Source organism: Bradyrhizobium sp. (genome assembly GCF_022844465.1).
In the GTDB taxonomy this organism is placed as follows: domain Bacteria; phylum Pseudomonadota; class Alphaproteobacteria; order Rhizobiales; family Xanthobacteraceae; genus Bradyrhizobium.
On sequence record NZ_JALHLP010000001.1, the window covers coordinates 583,346 to 604,873 of the forward strand.

21 protein-coding genes and 1 pseudogene are annotated in these 21,528 nt (G+C 62.6%); 15 read left to right on the forward strand and 7 right to left on the reverse strand.

Features of this window, described 5'->3' with window-relative positions; genetic code table 11:
• Nucleotides 1-169: 169 nt before the first annotated feature.
• The 3 genes from moaA (at nt 170) to Q0D31_RS02975 (ending at nt 3,694) form a co-directional block, all read left to right on the forward strand.
• Nucleotides 170-1,204, forward strand: a complete 1,035-nt coding sequence (gene moaA / locus Q0D31_RS02965) for a GTP 3',8-cyclase MoaA (RefSeq protein WP_291844504.1) — start codon at nt 170-172, stop codon at nt 1,202-1,204.
• A gap of 352 nt (nt 1,205-1,556) precedes the next feature.
• Complete coding sequence (locus Q0D31_RS02970) at nt 1,557-2,096, forward strand: TRAP transporter small permease subunit (RefSeq protein WP_291844506.1); 540 nt, start codon at nt 1,557-1,559, stop codon at nt 2,094-2,096.
• On the forward strand, nt 2,093-3,694 hold the full coding sequence (locus Q0D31_RS02975) for a TRAP transporter large permease subunit (RefSeq protein ID WP_291844507.1): 1,602 nt from the start codon (nt 2,093-2,095) through the stop codon (nt 3,692-3,694). Before Q0D31_RS02970 ends, Q0D31_RS02975 begins: the two co-directional genes overlap by 4 nt.
• Before the next feature lie 84 nt (nt 3,695-3,778).
• On the opposite strand, the gene Q0D31_RS02980 is transcribed toward Q0D31_RS02975, so the two are convergent.
• The 4 genes from Q0D31_RS02980 to Q0D31_RS02995 form a co-directional block, all read right to left on the reverse strand.
• Entirely contained in the window at nt 3,779-4,867 is a 1,089-nt protein-coding gene (locus tag Q0D31_RS02980; protein WP_291844509.1) for a TRAP transporter substrate-binding protein, read from the reverse strand.
• Nucleotides 4,868-5,029: 162 nt separating this feature from the next.
• Complete coding sequence (locus tag Q0D31_RS02985) at nt 5,030-6,118, reverse strand: TRAP transporter substrate-binding protein (protein WP_291844511.1); 1,089 nt, start codon at nt 6,116-6,118, stop codon at nt 5,030-5,032.
• Between the two features lie 253 nt (nt 6,119-6,371).
• Nucleotides 6,372-7,505 (reverse strand): Mrp/NBP35 family ATP-binding protein, encoded by a 1,134-nt coding sequence (locus Q0D31_RS02990; RefSeq protein WP_291844512.1) that lies wholly within the window; start codon nt 7,503-7,505, stop codon nt 6,372-6,374.
• A gap of 149 nt (nt 7,506-7,654) precedes the next feature.
• The gene (locus Q0D31_RS02995) at nt 7,655-8,092 is read right to left on the reverse strand and encodes a VOC family protein (protein ID WP_291844514.1); all 438 of its coding nucleotides are present in this window, start codon (nt 8,090-8,092) and stop codon (nt 7,655-7,657) included.
• Nucleotides 8,093-8,265: 173 nt separating this feature from the next.
• On the opposite strand from Q0D31_RS02995, the gene Q0D31_RS03000 reads away from it, so the two are divergent.
• From Q0D31_RS03000 to Q0D31_RS03015, 4 genes are all read left to right on the forward strand, one after another.
• Nucleotides 8,266-9,135: an NAD(P)-dependent oxidoreductase gene (locus tag Q0D31_RS03000; RefSeq protein WP_291844516.1), complete on the forward strand. Its 870-nt coding sequence runs from the start codon at nt 8,266-8,268 to the stop codon at nt 9,133-9,135.
• 198 nt (nt 9,136-9,333) lie between these two features.
• A complete protein-coding gene (locus tag Q0D31_RS03005; RefSeq protein WP_291844519.1) occupies nt 9,334-10,935 on the forward strand; it encodes a HAMP domain-containing sensor histidine kinase in 1,602 nt (533 codons plus the stop codon).
• A 46-nt stretch (nt 10,936-10,981) separates the two neighbouring features.
• A complete protein-coding gene (locus tag Q0D31_RS03010) occupies nt 10,982-11,179 on the forward strand; it encodes a DUF1289 domain-containing protein (RefSeq protein WP_291844521.1) in 198 nt (65 codons plus the stop codon).
• A 19-nt stretch (nt 11,180-11,198) separates the two neighbouring features.
• Complete coding sequence (locus tag Q0D31_RS03015; protein WP_291844522.1) at nt 11,199-11,753, forward strand: TIGR02281 family clan AA aspartic protease; 555 nt, start codon at nt 11,199-11,201, stop codon at nt 11,751-11,753.
• Between the two features lie 3 nt (nt 11,754-11,756).
• Here Q0D31_RS03015 and dusA read toward each other — a convergent pair whose 3' ends face one another.
• Nucleotides 11,757-12,752 (reverse strand): tRNA dihydrouridine(20/20a) synthase DusA, encoded by a 996-nt coding sequence (gene dusA, locus Q0D31_RS03020; RefSeq protein ID WP_291844523.1) that lies wholly within the window; start codon nt 12,750-12,752, stop codon nt 11,757-11,759.
• Between the two features lie 620 nt (nt 12,753-13,372).
• Here dusA and Q0D31_RS03025 point away from each other — a divergent pair.
• The 8 genes and pseudogenes from Q0D31_RS03025 to Q0D31_RS03060 all read left to right on the forward strand — a co-directional run bounded on the left by Q0D31_RS03025 (nt 13,373) and on the right by Q0D31_RS03060 (nt 20,146).
• On the forward strand, nt 13,373-13,768 hold the full coding sequence (locus Q0D31_RS03025; protein WP_291844524.1) for a hypothetical protein: 396 nt from the start codon (nt 13,373-13,375) through the stop codon (nt 13,766-13,768).
• Nucleotides 13,769-13,931: 163 nt separating this feature from the next.
• Nucleotides 13,932-14,063: pseudogene (locus Q0D31_RS03030) on the forward strand (hypothetical protein); the annotation flags it as partial.
• Between the two features lie 148 nt (nt 14,064-14,211).
• Nucleotides 14,212-14,718, forward strand: coding sequence for a sigma-70 family RNA polymerase sigma factor (locus Q0D31_RS03035; protein WP_291844526.1), 507 nt, complete (start codon nt 14,212-14,214; stop codon nt 14,716-14,718).
• Complete coding sequence (locus tag Q0D31_RS03040; RefSeq protein WP_291844529.1) at nt 14,715-15,527, forward strand: anti-sigma factor; 813 nt, start codon at nt 14,715-14,717, stop codon at nt 15,525-15,527. The genes Q0D31_RS03035 and Q0D31_RS03040 overlap by 4 nt, the downstream gene beginning before the upstream one ends.
• 404 nt (nt 15,528-15,931) lie before the next feature.
• The gene (locus Q0D31_RS03045; protein ID WP_291844531.1) at nt 15,932-16,861 is read left to right on the forward strand and encodes a LysR family transcriptional regulator; all 930 of its coding nucleotides are present in this window, start codon (nt 15,932-15,934) and stop codon (nt 16,859-16,861) included.
• 70 nt (nt 16,862-16,931) lie between these two features.
• Nucleotides 16,932-17,660, forward strand: a complete 729-nt coding sequence (locus Q0D31_RS03050) for an amino acid racemase (protein WP_291844533.1) — start codon at nt 16,932-16,934, stop codon at nt 17,658-17,660.
• Between the two features lie 348 nt (nt 17,661-18,008).
• The gene (locus Q0D31_RS03055) at nt 18,009-19,019 is read left to right on the forward strand and encodes a D-cysteine desulfhydrase (RefSeq protein ID WP_291844535.1); all 1,011 of its coding nucleotides are present in this window, start codon (nt 18,009-18,011) and stop codon (nt 19,017-19,019) included.
• Nucleotides 19,020-19,135: 116 nt separating this feature from the next.
• The gene (locus Q0D31_RS03060) at nt 19,136-20,146 is read left to right on the forward strand and encodes a putative sulfate exporter family transporter (protein WP_291844536.1); all 1,011 of its coding nucleotides are present in this window, start codon (nt 19,136-19,138) and stop codon (nt 20,144-20,146) included.
• 36 nt (nt 20,147-20,182) lie between these two features.
• Here Q0D31_RS03060 and cbbX read toward each other — a convergent pair whose 3' ends face one another.
• Both cbbX and Q0D31_RS03070 read right to left on the reverse strand, forming a co-directional pair.
• The gene (cbbX, locus tag Q0D31_RS03065; protein WP_291844538.1) at nt 20,183-21,094 is read right to left on the reverse strand and encodes a CbbX protein; all 912 of its coding nucleotides are present in this window, start codon (nt 21,092-21,094) and stop codon (nt 20,183-20,185) included.
• A complete protein-coding gene (locus Q0D31_RS03070) occupies nt 21,091-21,516 on the reverse strand; it encodes a ribulose bisphosphate carboxylase small subunit (protein WP_291844540.1) in 426 nt (141 codons plus the stop codon). Before Q0D31_RS03070 ends, cbbX begins: the two co-directional genes overlap by 4 nt.
• Nucleotides 21,517-21,528 lie beyond the last annotated feature (12 nt).

Genomic DNA, 21,528 nt, shown 5'->3' on the forward strand with positions numbered 1-21,528 from the left:
AAGAAGGCGTGGGCCGCAAGCACCTCCGCCAGTCGCGCGGTTTGCCACCCGGACCGGTCTCCATTTCGTTCCAAACCGCCATAGATTATGCTTGGCGAAGCCGGTATGCCGGTGTCACGGTGGCGCGGGCGAACCGGCGCGCTATGGTCCATTTGCAAGGCATGTCTGAATGAGCGGATCCTCGTCGAACTCACCTGACCGACTGTTCCCGCCGATGGTCGATCCGTTCGGCCGAACCATCCGTTACCTGCGCGTCTCGGTGACCGACCGCTGTGACCTGCGCTGCTTCTATTGCATGTCCGAGGACATGACGTTCCTGCCCAAGGCGGACCTGCTGACCTTGGAGGAAGTCGACCGGCTGTGCTCGGCCTTCATCGCCAAGGGCGTGCGCAAGTTGCGCCTCACCGGCGGCGAGCCGCTGGTCCGGCGCAACGTGATGTCGCTGGTGCGTTCGCTGTCGCGCCATTTGCGAAGCGGCGCGCTCGATGAGCTGACGCTGACCACCAACGGTTCGCAACTGGCGCGCTTTGCGACCGAACTCCACGACTGCGGCGTGCGCCGTGTCAACGTCTCGCTCGACACGCTCGATGCGGCGAAATTCCGCGCCATCACCCGCTGGGGCGATCTCGACAAGGTCTTGGCCGGCATCGAGGCGGCGCGCGCTGCCGGCCTTGCCGTCAAGATCAACGCGGTGGCGCTGAAGAACATGAACGAGGAAGAGATACCCGCGCTGACGCAATGGGCGCACAGCAAGGACATGGCGCTGACGCTGATCGAGGTCATGCCGATGGGCGACATCGGCGAAGGCCGGATCGACCAGTACCTGCCGCTGTCGCTGTTGCGCGCGCGCCTCGCCCAGCAGTACACGCTGACAGATCTCGACGACGACACCGGAGGCCCCGCCCGTTATGTCCGGGTAGCGGAGACCGGCGGCAAGCTCGGCTTCATCACGCCGATGACCCATAACTTCTGCGAGTCCTGTAACCGGGTACGGATCACCTGCACCGGCACCCTGCACACCTGCCTCGGCCACGAGGACGCCTCCGATTTGCGCAAGCCGTTGCGGGCCTCTGCCGACGACGACCTGTTGTCGGCCGCGATCGATCGCGCCATCGGGCTGAAGCCGAAGGGCCACGACTTCATCATCGACCGCAGGCACAACCGCCCCAGCGTCAGCCGCCACATGAGCGTGACCGGCGGCTGACGGCCACCGTCGGATTTGTTTCCGATCCTGGGTGGCTTGATCAGGCGGCCCAGCGAATTAACCCCCGCGTCAATTTGACCATTTTTCAATTGACGCCGCCACGCCGCGCTGAAATGGTGCGGCTGCTTCACGCCTGCACGGCCGGAAACGAGCCAGCGCATCTTGCAATGATGCGGTCAAGACGGCGGTAGCGCGGGACGGGGAGGACGATCGTTGCAATTGCTCCAGCCAATGAGCGGCGGACCTGCGCGCTTTTCGCGCGGCGGCGGCCCCATCCGCGGGGGGCAAGCCGGCGACGCAACATCAACGAAAAAATCCGGCGCGCATCGATGATGCGCCCGAGGAGAGCGTGATGCGCCCATTGCTGGCAATAAGTTCTGTCATCGACCTGATCAACAAGAAACTGGGCAGCGTCTGCAACTGGCTGGTGCTCGCCGCCTGCGTCGTCAGCGCCGCCAACGCCATGATCCGCTACGCCTTCGGCTACAGTTCGAACAGCTGGCTGGAACTGCAGTGGTACATGTTCGCGGTGTTCGTGATGTTCGGCGCCTCCTACACCTTCGAGCGCAACGAGCATGTTCGCGTCGAGATTCTCTACCTGATGCTGTCGGAACGCGGCCAGCTCTGGCTCGACCTGATCGGGACGCTGTGCTTCCTGATCCCGTCCTGCCTGCTGCTCAGCTATCTGTCCTGGCCGTTCTTCATGCAGTCCTACGTCGTCAGCGAGATCTCCATGAATGCCGGCGGCCTGGTCCGCTGGCCGATCAAGGCCGTCGTGCCGGTGGGCTTCGTTCTGCTGGCGCTGCAAGGCGTCTCCGAGGTGATCAAGCGCATCGCTGCGTTGAAGGGATACGTCGTGATCGATGCGAAGTACGAGAGGCCGACCCAATGATCACGCTCGACATGATGCCGCCGCTGATGTTCGGCGGCTTGATTTTGTCCATGTTGATCGGCTTCCCGGTGGCCTTCACGCTGGCCGCGCTCGGACTGTCGTTCGGATTCTTGTCGATCTATCTTGGCTTTTTCGACATGAACTTTCTGCAGGCCATTCCCGGACGAATTTTCGGCGGCGTGCTCTCCAACGAATTGCTGCTCGCGATTCCCTTCTTCACCTTCATGGGTTCGATCCTCGAACGCTGCGGTCTTGCCGAGGACATGCTGGATTCGATGGGCCAGCTGTTCGGCCCGATCCGCGGCGGCCTCGGCTACTCCGTCATCATCGTCGGCTTCATCCTTGGCGCGATCACCGGCACGGTGGCGGCGCAGGTCATCGCCATGGCGCTGATCTCGATGCCGGTGATGATCCGCTACGGCTACAACATCCGCTACATCACTGGCGTGCTGGCCGCATCCGGCACCATCACCCAGCTGGTGCCGCCCTCGCTGGTGCTGATCGTGATGGCCGACCAGCTCGGCAAGTCGGTCGGCGACATGTATCTCGGCGCCTGGGGACCCTCGGTGCTGCAGATCGCCCTGTTCGCCGGCTACACCTTCTTACTGGGACTCTTCTTGCCCCATCACGTGCCTGCTGTGCCCAGGGATGCGCTGACGTTGCGGGGCTGGCCGCTCTGGCGCAAATGCCTGATGGGAATCATTCCTTCGGCCGTGCTGATCTTCGTGGTGCTTGGCACCATGATGCTGGGATTGGCGACGCCGACGGAAGCCGGCGCAATGGGCGCCATCGGCGCCATCGTCCTCGCTGCGATCCATCACAAGGAGCTGAGCAACAAGGGCCACAAGATGCTGCTGATCGGCATCGCCGCCGCCGGCATCGGCGCCATCATCGGCGTCATGCTCGGCAAGGGGTTGATGTTCAAGCTGAGCTTTGCGGTGGTCTATCTCGCCGTGGTCTGGCTTTGCCTGGAAGCCGTCCGGATTCCCGACCTGCGCGACCTGATCAAGCAAGGTTACTCCTCGACCATGCGCCTTTCCACCATGGTCGTCTTCATCCTGATCGGCTCGACCTGCTTTTCGGTGGTGTTCCTCGGCGTCTCCGGCGGCGTCTGGCTCGAGCACCATCTGACCTCGATTCCGGGCGGCGTCTGGGGCTTCCTGGTCTTCATCAATCTCTTCGTCTTCTTCCTGGCGTTCTTCCTCGACTTCTTCGAGATCGCGTTCATCATCCTGCCGATGGTCGCGCCGATCGCGCAGAAGGTCCTGGCGCCGGTCGTCGGCGCTGACGCCGCGCTGATCTGGTTCGGCGTCATGCTCTGCGTCAACATGCAGACGTCGTTCCTGCATCCGCCGTTCGGCTTCGCCCTGTTCTACCTGCGCGGCGTGGCGCCCAAAGAGGTCAAGAGCTCCGACATCTATTGGGGCGCGGTGCCATGGATCGGTCTGCAGGCGATCATGGTGGCGATCGTCATCGCCTTCCCGTCCGTGGTGACCGTCCTGCTCGACAAGCAGCGCGACGTCGATCTCAGCAAGGTCAGGATCGAAGTGCCGCAGATCGAACTGCCGCCGCTCGATTTCGGCGGGCCGAAGCAATAGCGGCGCGGCGCTCCGAAAAAAGAAGCCCCGAAGCTTTCGCTTCGGGGCTTTGACGTGTCGAGCTGACGCGATCAGCCTTTATGATCAGCCTTGCGGATTGCGCGCCATGAAGCTGTCGTAGCCGAGTTCGGCGACCTGGAACCATTGGTATCCGTTGTTGGTGAAGCCGTTCATCGAATCCAGCACCTTCTTGAAGTTCGGGTTGGTCGATGCGGTTTCGGCGTACAATTCCCTGGCCGCCTTCAGGCAGGCCTGCATGATCGCCGGCGAAAAGGCGTGCAGCTTGGTGCCTCCGGCGAGCAGCTTCTTCAGCGCCGGCGGATTGCCCTGGTCGTACTTCGCCATCATCCAGCTGTTGGCGGTCGCGCCCGCCTGTTCAAGGACGCTTTGATAGTTTTTCGGCAGCGAGTTCCATTTCTCCAGATTGACCATGCCGAGCAGCATCGGACCGCCCTCCCACCAGCCGGGATAGTAATAATGCGGCGCGACCTTGTTGAAGCCGAGCTTCTCGTCGTCATAGGGCCCGACCCATTCGGCGGCGTCGATCGTGCCTTTTTCGAGCGCGGGATAAATGTCGCCGCCAGCAAGCTGCTGCGGTACGACGCCGACTTTCTGCATCACGCGCCCGGCAAAGCCCCCGATCCGCATCTTGAGGCCCTTGAGGTCGTCAACGGTGTTGATCTCCTTGCGAAACCAGCCGCCCATCTGGCAGCCGGTATTGCCCGCCAGAAACGACGTGACGTTGTAGCTCTTGTAAAACTCGTTCAGGAGCTCCTTGCCGCCGCCCATCATGTACCAGGCCTGGTTGAGGCGCTGGTTGGGTCCGAACGGCACGGCGGTGCCGAAGGCGAAGGTCGGATCCTTGCCGAAGTAATAGTAGGACGCGGTATGCCCCATCTCGACGGTGGCGTTCTGAACCGCGTCCAGCACCTGCAGCCCCGGCACGATCTCGCCGGCGGAAAAAGCCTGAATCTGGAACTTGTTGTCGGTGGCCTCGGCCACGAGCTTGGTCATCAATTCGACGCCGCCCCACAGCGTATCCAGCGATTTCGGCCAGCTTGCCGTAAGGCGCCATTTGAGCTCAGGCATCGACTGGGCAATGGCGGGCGCCGCCATCGTCGCAGCGCCGGCGGCGCCGATAGCGGTGACTTTCAAAAACTCTCTTCGCTTCATGGGATCCGTCCTTGTTGGATGTGCGTCTCGGCCTTCTTGGTGAGGCTCTGGAACCAGCTTGGAACAACCGGTTCCGCAATTCCATACCCGAACCCGCTTAAAATGCAAAAAACCCGGTTTCCTAACGAAACCGGGCCGCTTTGCTGCGCCTCGGAAGCCGGATCAGCCGCGGGTGCGCGAGCGGATCATGAAGGTGTCGTAGGTGTATTCGGCCACCTGCCACCACAGATACTGGTCGGAGCGGTAGGCCTGCATGGCGTCGATCGACTTCTTGAAGTCGGCGTTCTTGCCCGACAGTTCCGCCCACAACTCGTTGGTCGACTTCAGGCAGGCCTCCAGCACTTCGTTGGTGAAGGGACGCAACTGCGTTCCGCCGGCGACCAGGCGCTTCAGCGCGGATGGGTTCTGCATATCGTAACGCGCGTTCATCCAGGCGTTGGCGTTGGCCGTGGCATTGGTGAGAATCGCCTGGTAGTTCTTCGGCAGCGCATTCCATTTTTCCAGGTTGCAGAAGGCGTGGACCATCGGGCCGCCTTCCCAGAAACCGGGGTAGTAGTAATACTTGGCGACCTTGGAAAAGCCGAGCTTCTCGTCATCGTAGGGACCAACCCATTCGGCGGCGTCAATGGTGCCCTTCTCCAGCGCCGGATAGATATCGCCGCCGGCGAGCTGTTGCGGCACCACGCCGACCTTCTGCAGCACCTGGCCTGCAATGCCGCCGATGCGCATCTTGAGGCCCGAGAGGTCGGCGACAGTCTTGATCTCCTTGCGGAACCAGCCGCCCATCTGCGTGCCGGTATTGCCGCAGGGGAAGGCGATCACGCCGAATTTCTTGAAGAACTCGTTGCCGAGCTCCATACCGCCGCCCTGATACCACCAGGAGTTTGCCTGCCGCGCATTGAGGCCGAACGGAACCGAGGCGAAGATCGCAAAAGTCGGATCCTTGCCGACGTAATAATAGGAGACGGTGTGGCACATCTCGACGGTGCTGTTCGAAGTCGCATCGAGCGCCTGCAGGCCGGGCGCAACCTCACCTGCTGCGAATACCTGGATCTGGAACTTGTTGTCGGTCATCTCGGCGACGTACTTCGCCACCTGTTCGGCGCCGCCATAGATGGTGTCCAGCGATTTCGGAAAGCTCGACGTCAGCCGCCACTTGATCTCAGGCGACGATTGCGCGATCGCCGGCGAGGCGACCGCCGTAGCGGCAGCACCCACCGCTGAAACTTTCAGGAAATCACGACGCTTCATTCAGGCTCTCCTTGGGAACGTTCTGATATCTCCTCGAGCATTTCGGCGGACGAATCTCGCGTCATCCGGTCGCTCAGGCGCGGCGGCTTTAACATGGAAGATGCGGCTGGAGAACGTGACAAAGGCGAAAAATGAAATCTCTGGAGCGTTCTCACGCAAATGGGAAACGGTTCGCCGGCGGTCGCATGCTTGAACTCCAGAAACGAATTCCGGTATCGCGGCCTTAGACCAAAGTCGTATGCGACACCCGAGCTTAGGCCGCCGCGATTGCGCCCTGCAGCCCTTCGCGCACCTTTGTTGCGATGGCGCGGTACACCGCGGCGTGCGGACCATCGGGCTCGCTCGCCACCACCGGGTTGCCCGCGTCGGAAGTGGTCCTGATCGACATGTGCAGGGGAATTTCACCCAGAAACGGCACGCCAAGGCGTTCGGCTTCGTGCCGCGCGCCGCCATGGCCGAAAATATCCGAGCGCGTGCCGCAATTCGGGCACTGGAAATAGCTCATGTTCTCGACGATACCGAGTACCGGAACGTTGACCTTCCTGAACATCGCCAGCCCGCGCCGCGCGTCGATCAACGACAGGTCCTGCGGCGTCGAGACGATCACCGCGCCCTTCAATGGCACGTTCTGCGCCAGGGTCAGCTGGGCATCGCCGGTGCCGGGCGGCATGTCGACGACCAGAACATCGAGCGTGCCCCACGCCACATCCCGCAGCATCTGGGTGATCGCCGACATCACCATCGGCCCGCGCCAGATCATCGCGGTGTCTTCCTCGACCAAAAAGCCGATCGACATGATCGAAAGGCCAAAGCGCTGGATCGGAATCATCTTCCGGTCGTCGTTGAGTTTCGGCTTCTCCTGAATGCCGGTCAGCCGCGGCACCGAGGGGCCGTAAATATCGGCATCGAGCAGGCCGACGCGCAGGCCGAGATCGCGCAGCCCCAGCGCCAGATTGAGCGCGGTGGTCGACTTGCCGACACCCCCCTTCCCCGACGCCACCGCGATCACGGCAGCAACGCCCGGGATTTCCGACTGCCTGGACATCGGCGACGCCGCGCCTTGCGGCGGGCGGTGCGCGGAAACCGGTTGCACGCCATGGGAATGCCGATGCGGCGCGGCCGCCGCCGGCTGTGCGCCCGGCTTGCGCTCGGCCGTCAGCGCGACCATCGCCGCGCTGACACCGGGAATCGCACGGACTGCCGCTTCGGCTTGCGCGCGCACGCTTTCCCACGTGCGGGCTTCCGCCGCATCGACATTGATGGAAAAGAACACCCTGCCCTCGGTGACCGAGATCGCCGACAGCACACCGGCATCCGTCAAGGCGACGCCACGCGGAGAAGCCACTTTGGCGAGGGACTCAACGACCTGTTGCTGCGTTACGCCCACGATGAATCTCCCGGAGTCCCCTTGGTTCTGAAGGAGAACCGGGCCTGTCCTCTTCTGTGTGTCGGCTCTGCGCCAACCCGATCTGCTTCGGAGCCGTCGCAACCTGGCGCCGAGCGATGTGGGCGCTAGAGCGGTTCAGCGCAAGAAGGCTACCTCGCTCCCATGTCGTCCGTCCGCATGGCCGGCGCCGCGCCGCTCTGCTCCTTGGCGGCTTCGTAGTTCAATTCGATCATGACGCCATTGGGGTCATTGACGAATATCTGCCAGAGGTCGCCGCCTGGAACCTGCCGGGAATCGTAGGCCATGCCCTTCGATTCCAGCCGCTTCTTCATGCCGTCAAAGCCGTGGCTGGCAAAGGCGACGTGGTGAACGACGCCGGAATCCGGCTTCTGCGCCTCCTCGGTCCTGGAGATATCGACCAGATGCACCACCGCCTTGCCTTCGCTGTACATCCACGCCCCCGGAAAGGCGAAGTTCGGCCGGGCACCCTTTTCCAGACCGAGGATCTCTTCGTAGAACCGGACCGTGTCGGCGAGGTTGCGGGTCCGGATGTTGAAATGGTCGAGCACGCCCACGCTGAAGCCCATGCGATGTCACTCCCTTTTGCCTTGTTGCGAGGTTCTAACCCAGCCTAGCACAAAACCTGGCCTGTCAGCCAAACGAAGCCGTTGCCCTGCCCGGCGCAGGGGGTATGGTGCGGCTCCCTCCCGAACTCCGTCCGGCCCGACCTCCTTTGCCGGCGAGACTCCAAGGTAGCACCATGGCCAAAGTCGCTTTTCTCGGTCTCGGCGTCATGGGATTCCCCATGGCGGGACACCTGGTGAAAAAAGGCGGCCACGAGGTAACCGTGTACAACCGCACCGCGGCCAAGGCTGCCCAATGGGCAAGCACGTTCGGCGGCAAGACCGCCGCAACACCGAAGGCCGCCGCCGAGGGCCAGGACTTCGTGATGTGCTGCGTCGGCAACGACAACGACCTGCGCGCGGTCACAACAGGCGTCGACGGCGCCTTCGCCGGCATGAAGGAGGGCGCGACCTTCGTCGATCACACCACTGCCTCCGCCGAGGTCGCCCGCGAGCTCGACGCCGCGGCCGCCAAGGCCGGCTTCAAGTTCATCGACGCGCCGGTTTCGGGCGGCCAGGCCGGCGCCGAGAACGGCGCGCTCACCGTCATGTGCGGCGGCAGCCAGGACGCCTATGCCGGCGCCGAACCTGTGATCGCGGCCTATGCACGGATGTGCAGGCTGCTGGGGCCGGCGGGTTCCGGCCAGTTGACCAAAATGGTCAACCAGATCTGCATCGCCGGGCTGGTCGAGGGCCTGTCGGAGGGCATTCATTTCGCCAGGAAGTCCGGCCTCGACGTCCAGGCCGTGATCGAGACCATCTCCAAGGGCGCGGCCCAGTCCTGGCAGATGGAGAACCGCTACAAGACCATGAACGAGGGCAAGTTCGATTTCGGCTTTGCCGTGGAATGGATGCGCAAGGACCTCTCGATCTGCCTCGCCGAGGCCCGCCGCAACGGCGCCAACCTGCCGGTCACAGCCCTGGTCGATCAGTTCTATGCCGAGGTCGAAAAGATGGGCGGCAAGCGCTGGGACACTTCCAGCCTGCTGGCGCGGCTGGAGCGCTAGGTTAAGGAAACGCGTTAAGGCAGACGGGCGAGCCCCGGTTTTTCTTGAGCCAGAAGTGAGGCCCGCTTGAGAGGACAGGTTAACTTAAGCTCCCGTTAACGGGATTTTTTAGCTCTTTAAGTCATCGCTTAATGATTTGGCCCCACAGATAGACAATGCAAAGCCCGCGCCGTTCGCGGGCAGGATTTGTGCTGTTTGATGAGTATCCCCGCAGAAAAGCCTGAAGTCGTCCAGCTTCCGGCGGAGCCGCCGGTCGCACCGCCCGTCAATGCAAGGCGCGCCGCGGCGCAGCGGGTGCGCGAAGCGCGCGACCGGCTCACCTCGACCAGCGGTACCCGCCCCGCCTTCGATACCGAATTGCTCCGGCAATATGCCCAGACCCGCATGTCGGCTTCCTATGTCGTCATGCTGCTGGTGGTTGCGACCGGCGTGCTGTTCGGCCTTTGGATCCACGTGGTGCCGGCCGCCGCATGGACCATCGGCATGCTCTGCATCCATGCCGCCATCATCCGCAACTGCGCCCGCTTCCTCGGCGCGCAGCCGAGCCTCGCCGAAACCCGCAAATGGCGCACCCGGTTCGTGCTGCTCGACCTGCTCTACGGGCTGTGCTGGACCGCGATCCTGCTCCACCCCGCGGGCCTCGACATCGTCTCGAACACGATGATGATGTTCCTGATGCTGCTGGTGATCGCGGTGTCCAGCATGCTGGCGGCCAGCCTGCCGATCGCGGCGCTGGCGGCGACAGCGCCTGTCACGGCCGCCATTGCGTTCAATTTCGCGCTGAGCGGCACCTATGACAATTACGCGCTCGCGCTGCTGGCCGTCGCCGCCGAGGGATACTTCGCGCTGCTCGCCCACCGGCTGCATTCGACGACGCTGGCCACGCTGGAGGCGCGCGCCGAAAAGGACGCGCTGATCGGCGAGCTTGAACAGGCCAAGGCGATCTCGGACGAAGCGCGGCACCGCGCCGAGTCCGCCAACGTCGCCAAGTCAAGGTTCCTGGCGCAGATGAGCCACGAACTGCGCACCCCGCTCAACGCCATCCTCGGATTCTCGGAGGTCATGAAGAGCGAGATCTTCGGGCCGCATGCGGTGCCGGTCTACAAGGAATACTCCGCCGACATCCACAATTCCGGCGTCCACCTGCTCAACCTCATCAACGAGATTCTCGACCTGTCGCGGATCGAGGCCGGCCGCTATGAACTCAACGAAGAGGCGGTTTCGCTGGTGCATGTCGTCGCCGACTGCCATCACCTGCTGAAGCTGCGCGCGACCAGCCGCGGCATCACCATTCATGAGGTGTTCGAACAGGGCATGCCGCGGGTCTGGGCCGACGAGCGCGCCTCCCGCCAGATCGTGCTCAATCTGCTCTCCAACTCGATCAAGTTTACCCCGCAGGGCGGCGAGGTCTGGCTCAAGGTCGGCTGGACCGCATCCGGCGGCCAATATCTGAGCGTGAAGGATACCGGCTCCGGCATCGCCGAGAACGAGATCCCGATCGTGCTGGCTTCCTTCGGCCAAGGCTCCAACTCGATCAAGTCGGCCGAACAGGGCGCCGGGCTCGGCCTTCCGATCGCAAAAAGCCTGATCGATCTGCATGGCGGCACCTTCACGCTGAAATCGAAGCTGCGCATCGGCACCGAAGTCATCGTCACGTTCCCGCCGGAGCGGGTGATGTCGGCGCTGGCGCCATTGGCCGAGGAGGTCCCGCCCCTGCAACCCGAAACACCCACGACGCCCGCCGACGACAAGCGGCGGGTGCGCAACAAGCCAATCATGAGCGCCGGCACCGGCTTGTAACCGGAGCGCTTGCGTCAACGACCGAAACCATTTCACTATTCCCAGGATGAGCACAGAAACGCCGTGTATCGCAGTCTGCATGATGGATCCCGCAACCAAACTCTGCTTCGGCTGCGGACGAACGCTTCCCGAGATCGCACGCTGGCATCGGATGGACCGCGCGGAGCGGCTGACCGTGATGGAGGGGCTTGCGGCACGCATGAAGGCCGCCGGCCTCGTGCCGACGCCGGCGCGCGGAACTTAACCCGCAACGGAGGCGCGCTGTGATCCGCATCATGCTCGTTTGTCTCATGCTCGCGGCGACCGCCGGCGCCGTCGTCGCCTATGGCGATCCCGGACGGATCGCGCGTGCCAGGGACCAGGTGGCGAAAATGCTGCAGCACCACAGCCTCGAGCCAGCGCCCGCCGTGCAGATCGCGCGCGGCCAGGCCGGCGAATTCGCGCTGCACGCCAGGATCAACGGCGTCAAGGCGCCGATGGTGATCGACACCGGCGCGACCTCGGTGGTGTTGACCTTCGAGACGGCGAAGGCGATCGGCGTGCCGATCGAGATGCTCGAGTACAATGTCGATGTCGAAACCGTTGGCGGCCACACCAAGGCCGCGCGCCTGACGCTCGACCGCCTCGCCGTCGGCGGGCTGGTGGAAAGATCGGTCCCCGCGCTGGTGGTGCCGCGCGGGCAGATGAAGACCAACCTGCTCGGCATGAGTTTTCTGAACCGGCTGGAGAGCTGGGGCGTGCAGTCCGACAAACTGATGCTCAACGGTTATCCCGACGTCTCCCGCGGCCCGAAGCGCCAACGGGCGGCGTCGAACTAGCGCCTACGCCGCGATCGGCGCCGCCGCGCGGTCCCCGACCAGCGCCATCGCATCATTGAGCACGTTGACGCCGGCGCCCGGCCTGACGGCGTTCTCGGCGAGGTGGCGGCGGAAGGCGCGCGCGCCGGGCACGCCGTGGAACGCGCCGACGAAATGCCGGGTGATCGCGTGCAGCCGCACGCCTCGCGCGAGCTGATCGTCGATGTAGGGAAACATCGCCTGGAAGACGTCCTTCATGCCGGCGTGCGGCGCCGCTTCGCCGAACAGCTCGGGATCGACATCGAGCAATCGCCACGGCTCCTGATAGGCTGCCCGCCCCAGCATCACGCCATCGACCTGGTCGAGGTGTCGCCTCGCCTCGGCAATCCCCGCGATGCCGCCATTGATGATGACGGGGACGTCCGGCAGCGCGGCCTTCAGCCGGTAGACCCTGTCGTAATTGAGCGGCGGGATGTCGCGGTTCTGCTTCGGTGACAATCCGTTGAGCCAGGCCTTGCGGGCATGCACGATCAGAGCGTCGGCGCCGGCCGCGACCACGGCCCGCGCCAGCGCGTCGAGCGCGGTTTCCGGATCCTGGTCGTCGATCCCGATCCGGCACTTGACGGTGACGGGAATCTTCACCGCGCGCTTCATCGCCGCAACGCCGTCGGCGACCAGCGCCGGCTCCGCCATCAGGCACGCGCCGAAGCGGCCGTCCTTCACCCGGTCGGACGGACAGCCGACATTGAGGTTGATTTCGTCGTAGCCGAAATCCTCGCCGACGGTCGCCGCCGTCGCGAGATCACGGGGATCGGAGCCGCCGAGCTGCAGCGCCACGGGATGCTCGCTGGCGTCGAAACCCAGCAGCCGCACCCGATCGCCATGCAGGATGGCGCCGGTCGTCAACATCTCCGTGTAAAGCCGGCTCCGTCGCGTCAGCAGCCGATGGAAGACGCGGCAATGCCGGTCGGTCCAGTCCATCATGGGAGCGACGGAAAGTTTCCGGCTTAAGCTATTCATTTTATTAATGTTTTAGATCCCAATTAATCCTCGAAGCTGCTGGACCGACTGATGAATTCGGCCCCGCGCGCGCTTTCCGGAAACTCGCCGCAACGTGACGCGATGAAACATCGAAAACGATGCGCGTTCAATCGAAATCAAGATCCGTCTCGGCAACGAAGTCCGTATTGATCAAATCCATCGAAGGCGAATCATGCGTACCGCAATGTCCGCCCTTTGCGGGAAACACCACAATAGAACGTGAGGGAAATGAAGAAATCGGAACGAGCTTCCTTCGGTACAAAGGCGCAAACTATCCTTGCGAAAGCGCCGTCGAAGAAATCGCCATGTGCCTGCCTAAGCGAAAGCGGCCTCACGATTTTTTCCGATTTCACTGCGCAGCCAGCCGTACCAGTTTGCCAGACCCTCGCCGCCTCGCGCCGAAACCTGTGGCGCTGAACAGTCGGAAGAGCGGAAAATTCCCGTGACGAAGAACTTTTCTTGGAGATCACGAATCCGTGCGATCCGTCCGGGTTACAACTCTCCCGATGTTCCGAAGAATATCCACCGGGAGAGGGAATAGAACGCCCACCCACGGCGTCTCTAGCGGTACGGCCAACACATACCTTTGGAGAAGTTCGATGTTGAAAACGTTATGCTACCTTGCCCTGTCTGTGGCGTTGTCCGCGGCGGGGATAGTCCACGGCTATGCCGCAACGCCGGCGCAGGTCGCAAGCTCCAGCAAGGGAAGCATCCTTGTCGATGGAACCGGCATGAGCCTCTACACCTTTGCCAAGGACAGCAAGGGCAAGTCGGCCTGCAACGTCCCGTGCGAGTACAACTGGCCGCCCCTATTGGTTGGGGTCGGCGGGGATGAACGTGGACCCGCGCATTTCTCGGTCATCACGCGCGACGATGGCAGGAAACAGTGGGCTTATAAGGACAAGCCTCTTTACAGGTGGGTCAATGATCACAAGCCGGGCGACACAACCGGCGATGGCTTCCTGAATGGCGCCTGGCACGTTGCAAGACCCTAACTTCCTTTGCCGGCGCCGATGAGGAACGTGGCTGACTTGTATGACCTTCCTCGGCGCCGGCCCCGCTGTTGTTGTCGATTTTATCCTGGCGGGCCGGAGCCCCCCGGTTCTCCCAGCACAACGGTTCTGTTCCCCCTCACTTTTGCGTCATCCCCGACGCTTCTCCCGCGACGATGGCGCCAGGCAGTGGGCCTACAAAGGCAAGCCCCTTTACATCTTCGTCAAGGATCGAAAGGCGGGCGATATCAAGGGGGACAGCTTCCTTGGCGACGCCTGGCATATCGCCAAGCCCTGATCTCCGCCTCGTCGCCGGCATGTGATCGGCCGGCGCCGGGGTGAAAGGGATTTCCGCGGTCGATGTGACGGTTTTTCTCAAGCTGCCAGCGGCTTCTGCCGGAAGCCTGCCGGTTTTCTCCAGACGGTATGGGTGGAATGCGAGCGCCATGAGCGACATGTCAACCCTCCTCGAGCAGCAGATTCCAGCGCTGCGTCGGTATGCGCTCGGACTAAGCCGCGACGACCACACGGCCGACGATCTGGTTCAGGATTGCCTCGAACGGGCGATTTCGCGCTGGTTCCTGCGTCGACAAGGCGGCGATTTGCGCGCCTGGCTGTTTGCGATTCTCCGGAATCTCTACATCAGCTCTTGCCGTACCCAGAGTAGGCGCGCGACCAGCATGGCCATTGAGGAAATCATTGCTTCGGACGGCTATCCTGATCCGGAAGCAAGGCTGGAGACGCGCGACATTCTCGTCGCGCTCGATCAACTTCCTGAGGAGCAGAAATCGATTTTGCTGTTGGTCGGGGTCGAAGACTTCACTTACGAGGATGTGGCGCGAATGCTGGGCGTACCCATCGGGACCGTAATGTCCCGACTGTCCCGCGGCAGGCAGCGCCTGCGTACGATTTTGGGAACAGGTCAACCGACGTTAATTCGGAGAGTGAAATGAATTCCCGCGACGCGCCCATCGGCGAAGACGACCTTCAAGCGTTCATCGACGAGCGATTGTCCGGGGAGCGACGCTCGATGATGGAGGCCTATCTCGCGCAGAGTCCCGACACCAGGGAACGTGTGGCGGAAGATCGCCGCCACCGCGACGCCTTGCGCGCACGACTTGAGCGTGTAGCCCGTGAGCCCATTCCGATGCGCCTTCGCATCGCCAATATCCAGGAAACCCGACGCGGGCAACGGTCGCGCTGGCTCAGCAGCGCGTCTCTGGCCGCCGGTATTTTTCTCGCCGGAGCAGCCGGTGGATGGTTCGCCGGTAGCGTTCATCCGCCGGTCTCGCCAACCTCATTCATTCCACGGACGGCGGTGGTTGCAAACGATGCAATTGCGGCGCACCAGACATTCACGGTCGAGGTTATGCACCCCGTCGAAGTCGATGCGTCCAACGAGGCTCACCTCGTTCAATGGCTTTCAAAGCGGCTTGGACGCCGCCTTGCCGCGCCGGATCTCTCTCAGTTCGGCTACCGACTGATGGGCGGGCGGCTTCTTCCGGGAGGTGGCGGACCCGCGGCTCAGCTTATGTATGATGATGTGGGTGGAAAGCGGCTGACCTTGTACGTGCAGGCCGCCGGTGGCGCGGCGACGGCATTTAGATTCCGTCAAGGAAAGAACGAAAGCACATTCGCATGGATCGATCAGGGTTTCGGTTTCGCTGTGACAGCGGCGAGCGATCGCAATGCTCTGCTTCCGGTCGCGGAATCCGTTTATCACAGTTTTGAAGAACCTGAAGGCCGTGCAATCAAGGACTGACGCCGGTCAGCCCGTGGCGTCAACGTTGTCAACTTGCGCCCCGCGACCAAGATAGTGCGTTCCTTCGAATATCGAGCTTGCCACGCGGCGGTATCCGCAAAAGTTGAGGCCGGCGATCCTGGAGCCGGCGCTCGAGCGCCCTCCCGGCACGCCATGTGACCGTTTCGTAGGACCCGCCCGGGCCATATGCATGGGCCTCTTGAAGCCACGCCAAGTTTTTCCAAACTCGCGGGCGGGCCCAATCTTCTTGCCAAGCGAACTGGAAAACCAGCCATGGCGCTGGCGCAGGACGAGAACTGGGCTTCACCTGCCAGTTTGGGTGGTTTAGTCTCGGCGGTCAAAACGCCCTTTCATCGACTATGGTCCCGGCTTCGGAGACGACCACACCGGCCTGAAAGCATCACGTGGAGATAAAACTGCTCGAGGACTTTCTGGCGGTGGCCGGCAGCGGCAACTTTTCGCGCGCCGCCGAGGCCCGCAATGTGACACAACCGGCCTTCAGCCGCAGATTGAAGGCTCTGGAAACCTGGATTGGCGCCCCCCTCCTCGACCGCAGCAGCTATCCGATCACCCTGACGCCCGCCGGCGAAAAACTGCTGCCGGTTGCCGAACGCGTGGTGCGCGACATCAAGGCTGCGCGCGCAGAGGCGCAGGCTGGCAAGGCACAGGGCGGTTCGATGCTTAAACTGGCCATGCCCCATTCTCTGGCGGTCGATTTCTTTCCCGTCTGGTGGCCAAAAGTAACGGGTGGCAACACGCGGATCACCGCGAAAGTCATCGCTGACAATCTCCACGATTGCGTCGAGTCCCTGCTGCAAGGCAGTTGCCAGTTCTTGTTATGCTACCGCGGCGAAGAGATTGCCAATCCGATCCTCGCAAACGGATTTCAGGGCATCCGGATTGACGCCGAGCGCCTGGTCGCAGTGACGGCGCCCTCGGCTCCCGGCGGCTGGCGTCAAGCGATCCGGCTCGGAAACTCCGAACCCGTGCCTTACCTTGGATATGCGCCGGATTCGTTCCTGGGAAAGGTGACTGCGAACCTCATCAACACATCCCCGACGCCCTTCAACTTACGGTTGGTCTATGAGAGCGCGTTTGCCGAGGCCTTGCGCGCCCAGGCCCTGTCCGGCGCGGGCATTGCATGGCTGCCAATCAAGCTCATTGCCAGTGACCTTGAAAGCAAGCGGCTCGTTGCGGCGGGAGACAGCCTGCCGGTGGCTGATCTGACCATCTGGCTTTACCGCGCCATTCAAGGTACGGAGCCCGCCGTCGAGGCGATCTGGAAGGCCGCCGAGCGGCTGTCCGGCCCAAGCCTCCATGCCGTAGCCACATAGTTTTATCCAATCTGCGCATTGGCTAGCGGTGTTGGCCTGAACTACGCTGCGGCAGTTTGAGGATGCTGGCATGGACCGCTCGGACGAACTGGTAGTGGGCGTAATGGGCGGGCTCGGGCCCGAGGCGACGCATGACTTTTTCGGCAAGGTTCTTGCCCATTCGAACGCTCGAACCGACCAGCAACATCTGCATCTGATTATCGACAACAATCCCAAGACGCCGAACCGCAACGATGCGATTGCAGGTGTTGGCCCGTCACCGGGACCGGCGCTGGCAACCATGGCGCAAAGGCTGGAAGAGGCAGGGGCTGATTTCATCGTCATGGCCTGCAATACGGCCCATGCCTATGAGAAAGATATTCGCCGCGCGATCAGCAAACCTTTCGTCAGCCTGATCGACGAAGTCGTCGCCGAAGTGCGGCGCAGCCATTCCGAAGTACGACGTGTCGGTCTGCTTGCCGCACAGGGCTGCATCGATTCGCAAATCTATCACAAGGCGTTTCGTTCCGCCGGAATTGAAGTCGTGACGCCTGACCCGCCATCGCAGTCAGAGCTCATGAAGCTGATCTATCGCATCAAGTCCGGCGAGCGTGACGACTCCGTAAGGAGCTCCATGCGCGCCCTCGCCGAACGGTTGTCCCAATCTGGCGTCGGCGTGCTGATCGCCGGCTGCACCGAAGTACCCCTGGTCCTGACAAGTCAGTCCTGCACCCTGCCGCTCGTCGATTCCACCGATGTGTTGGCGAGGCGTTGCGTCAGCTATGCCCGAAGAACAGAACCTCTGCCCGCAGGAGTCTGATCCCGTGACGAGCCGGTGTTCGTCGAAATTACCGACTCCTACAACGTCGACCTCGATGACCTCGAGCGAAAGGCTAAGGCGAGTGGCGCCAAAGTGCTGCTGCTCTCCCACATGCGCGGTGCGACATGGACGCGCTGGTGGCCATTTGCGACCGCCACCGCCTCACCCTGATTGAGGAGAAATTCCTGACCGATGCGGCAGCGCGCGGCGTGTCCGTCAAATGGTTCGGCCGTAAGCAGCTCGTCACCTCGGGGGTTATGCCGCTCCGGCATGATCCTTGCTGGATTCGGCATTGGTCAGCTCCGATTTCGCCTTCTAGTCTGATTTCGGAACGGGAGCACTTTCGCGATGCATCTTGCCAGATTTCCCAGAGTACGCCTGGGCCACATGCATACGCCGCTCGAGGCCATGCCCAATCTTTCCAAGCTGCTGGGCGGGCCAAACCTCTTTATCAAGCGCGACGATTGCACGGGCCTGGCGTCCGGCGGCAACAAGACCCGCAAGCTGGAATTCCTGATGGCCGATGCGCTCGCCAAGGGCGCCGATACCGTGATCACCCAAGGCGCGGTGCAGTCCAACCATGCCCGCCAGACCGCCGCCGCTGCCGCGAAGTTGGGCATGAAGTGCCGGATCCTTCTTGAAAACCGCACTGGCAGCAACAGCGTCGATTACTGCAATTCCGGCAACGTGCTGCTTGACCATATTCTGGGCGCGCCGACCCAGATGTATCCCGGCGGCGCCGACATGAATGCCGCCATGGCCGAGGTGGCTGACGAAATCAGCGCCAGCGGCGGCAAGCCCTACATTATCGTCGGTGGCGGCTCAAATGCCATTGGCGCGCTGGGCTATGTGAACTGCGCCATCGAACTGGTGGCCCAGGCCAATGACATGGGTCTGAACATCCACCATCTCGTCCACGCGACCGGCAGCGCCGGCACCCAGGCGGGACTTGTCGCCGGGCTCGAAGGTTGCCGCAGCCTCGTTCCCGTGCTCGGCATCGGCGTGCGTGCCGCCCGACCGCAGCAGGAAGAAAGCGTCTACAAGCTGGCCTGCGCCACCGCGGACTTGCTGGGGATACCGGGCAGCGTGGCGCGCGAAAAAGTCGTTGCCAACACCGACTATGTCGGTCCGGGCTACGGCATGCCGACCGACGCAATGATTGAGGCCATCAACCTTGCTGCTCGCTACGAAGGCATTCTCCTTGATCCGGTCTATTCCGGAAAGGGCATGGCCGGACTGATTGACCTGATCCGGAAGGGGCATTTCAAAAAATCCGAAAATATCGTGTTCCTGCATACCGGCGGCAACGTCGGCCTGTTCGGTTACAACAGCCTCTTTGACGCAACGCGACCTAACTGAGTTTTGATTGGCGCACCTGAAGCCGGCGACATGGCACGGACTAAAAATGTGGCTGCGTTGGCGCAAAAGGCGGTCATCGGCCATTCCGGTACGCCGTCTGGTCCCCTGGAACGGTCGTGCGTAACGCCATGAAGCCATCCACAGCAATCGCGCTCCGGGGCCTTGTGCCCGGAGTGATGGCCAGCGGCGTTGTCGCAATTACGGCCGTGTTCCTCAACGAGCATTACGGCGCGCCCGCCATGCTCTTTGCGTTGCTTTTGGGGTTGTCTTTCAAGTTCCTGTCGGATGAAGGCCCGTGTGGTCCGGGCATCATGTTTTCATCGACGAACATCCTGCGGATCGGCGTGGCGCTGCTGGGGTTCCGCATCACGACGGATCAGGTCATCTCGCTCGGACCGGCCGCCTTGCTGGCGATTGTCCTAGCGGTGACGTTGATCATTTTCCTGGGACTTGGGCTGGCCCGGCTGCTGAAAATGGACTGGCGACTTGGCCTGCTGACGGCAGGCTCGGTCGGCATCTGCGGTGCGGCCGCCGCCATGACCATATCCGCGCTGTTGCCCAAGAACGAGGATACCACCCGCTGGACCCTGTTCACGATTGTGGGCGTGACGGCGCTCAGCACTGTCGCGATGATTGGCTATCCGATCCTTGCCGTTTCTCTTGGTCTCGACCAGCAAAAAACCGGCTTCTTTCTGGGCGCCACCATCCACGACGTGGCGCAGGTGATGGGGGCCGGCTACGCAGTGTCGGACAGCGCCGGCGATGTCGCCGCGCTCACCAAGATGATGCGGGTGGCGATGTTGGTGCCGGTGGCCTTCGTCATCACCATTGCTCTTTCGGGCGCATCGGGCGGGATCGGAAAACTTCACAAATCCCTGCCCTGGTTCGTCGCGCTGTTTGCCGTGTTCGCGGTGTTGAACAACCTCGTGCCGATACCCGCGGCCGTCACCGGCTGGCTGTCGTCCGCTTCGCGCTGGTGCCTGATTATCGGCATCGCCGCCATGGGCATGCGCACCAGTTTCAAGGAAGTCCTGGCCATCGGGCCACGCGCGATTGCGATGCTCTGCATCGAGACGGTTGTCCTGGCCGCACTCATATTGGGGTTGATCGGACTGCGGCTGGTCTGAACCCCAGCCTGCAATCGGGACTCGGCTGGACCGGATTCAGGCGTTCTGCGAGAATACCCTGCTGGCCAGCACGTCCGCGGCCTCCAGCGACATGATGTCGTCGGCGGTCAGTACGCGGTCGAGATCGGCCACGAGGCGGTTGGCCTGGCGCAACCGCATGCGGTCGAGCGCGTTACGGATCGATCGCGCGTTGGAGAACAGAGGCTGGGTCTTGCGCAGCGCGATGTAGCGGACGAAGGCTTCGCGCGCGCCGGCGCTGAACCTGTAGTTCATGTCCGCCAGCATCAGATCGGCGATCGCGAGCAACTCGTCATCGGCATAGTCGGGGAAATCGATATGGTGCGCGATGCGGGAACGGAACCCCGGATTGCTGCCGAAGAACTTGTCCATGCGGTCACCGTAGCCCGCGAGTATCACCACCAAATCCTCGCGCTGGGACTCCATCACCTGCAGCAGGATCTCGATCGCCTCCTGGCCATAGTCGCGCTCATTGTCCGGCCGGTGCAGGTAATAGGCCTCGTCAATGAACAGCACACCGCCCATCGCCTTCTTCAGGATCTCCTTGGTCTTCGGCGCGGTGTGGCCGATATACTGCCCGACCAGCTCATCCCGCGTCACCGACACCACCTGCCCGCGCCGCACGAAGCCGAGCCTATGCAGGATACTGGCGATGCGAAGCGCCACCGTGGTCTTGCCGGTGCCGGGATTTCCGGTGAAGGACATATGCAGCGTCGGCACGTCAGAGGTCAGGCTCATTCGCTTGCGGATCCGCTCGATCAGCAGCAGCGAAGCGATCTCGCGAATGCGGGTCTTGACCGGTTTCAGACCGATCAGCTCGCGATCAAGTTGGTCGAGCACCTCGCCGATGCCGACCTCGTTGAACTCGCGGCGCAAGTCGACCTGTACCGCCGACGGCGTTCCCGACGACGAATCGACCAGCGCGCTCACTTGCCACCGTAGCGTCCACCCTCGGGACGATCGACGGCGTAGGATTTGGTGGTGTAGCGGATGTTGCGGCCATCGACCTCATGCCGCTCGAGCCGGAAGCCCGGCTCATCCTTCGGCCGGTTGACGATGAATGACAGCCGAACCGACTCCCAGCCGTGGCTGGAGTCGAACGCGGACATCCTGATATAGCGGTCGCCATACACCTTGCGGCACGCGTTCAACTCCATCATCACGCCTGCGGCGTCGCGGAGATCGAACATCGGCAGGCCCCACATCTCCCAGAAGGTGTTGCGGGGGTGCGGGTCGTCGGTGAACTCGATGTTCACGGCCCAACCCTTGCCGAGGCAGTATTGGACCTGCGCCGATATCTGTTCGTCGGTGAGGTCAGGCAGGAATGAAAAGCAGCCCTGGGTGACGCGCATGATCATGTTTCC